2 protein-coding genes are annotated in these 950 nt (G+C 32.9%); one reads left to right on the forward strand and one right to left on the reverse strand.

The genetic code is table 11. From position 1 onward, the window contains the following. Nucleotides 1-279: 279 nt before the first annotated feature. A complete protein-coding gene (locus tag DXA05_RS26160) occupies nt 280-525 on the forward strand; it encodes an HNH endonuclease signature motif containing protein (protein ID WP_117809442.1) in 246 nt (81 codons plus the stop codon). Here DXA05_RS26160 and DXA05_RS26165 read toward each other — a convergent pair. Continuing rightward, nucleotides 522-782 (reverse strand): hypothetical protein, encoded by a 261-nt coding sequence (locus DXA05_RS26165; RefSeq protein ID WP_117809441.1) that lies wholly within the window; start codon nt 780-782, stop codon nt 522-524. The two genes, DXA05_RS26160 and DXA05_RS26165, sit on opposite strands and share 4 nt — an antisense overlap. Between the last annotated feature and the right edge of the window lie 168 nt (nt 783-950).

Consider the following 950-nt stretch of genomic DNA (forward strand, 5'->3'; position numbering starts at 1 on the left):
GTACCCATATTAATATAGGTGTACTCTTTACCGTCTACAACCTCTGTATAAGGATATTCTTCCATAATATTACTCTCTATTATTTATAATTGCTGGAGCTGTTGTACCAAATCCATATTTATTAAATCTTCTCATAATTCATTCCTCCTATTAGTGTAGTTCCTATTAATGGATAAACAAAATACTTACCTGTCAATGCGTTCCATACTCTCTTAGGATGTCTTGGAATATTAATAATTATTGCTATATTTGCAGTTATTAATTCTAATATCTAAGATTATGGAAGTAAGACCTAAATGGACAGAAGAAGAACTGGATATAATATTCAGTAAAGCCACTTTAGTACAGGACGGACTTCGCAAAGATGCCAGTGGTGAATATATACATCGTGATGCTTATGGTAAAGCTGAACATCCTTGGGGTTGGGAAGTAGACCATATTAAACCAATTTCTGAAGGTGGTACTAATAAGCTTAATAATTTACGTCCATTAAATATCCCTGCTAACAGAGGAAGGAATAACTAATTCCTTCCATGTCTCTCTAACATCTCTAAGTGACAATTATAGAACTTTAGAAATTCAGGTTCTTCCACTTGGTAATACCATTCTATCATCTTATCAACAACATGGCAGGCTTCTTCATTGTCTATATGCTCTTTACATTCTGGCTTAACAAGTCCATTACATTGTTCCTTTAATGGACAGTTATGGTCTTTACTTACCCAACACTGCTTCTTATCTGCATCCTTACTATAGTATTGATTTAATTGTTCATTAGTCATATTAATTCATTTAATTATTATTAGTTATACTATTTGCATGTAGAACTCCAATGTAAGCTTTGCATCCTTATCTTCCAAATTATTAATGAATGCTTCGGGGTCTTTCCAAAACTCCTCTCTTGATAGTCCATATCTATCAAGCACTTTATTGATTCCTTCCATCCAATA

It is taken from the genome of Bacteroides sp. AM54-2NS, assembly GCF_003602935.1.
Lineage (GTDB): Bacteria > Bacteroidota > Bacteroidia > Bacteroidales > Bacteroidaceae > Bacteroides > Bacteroides xylanisolvens.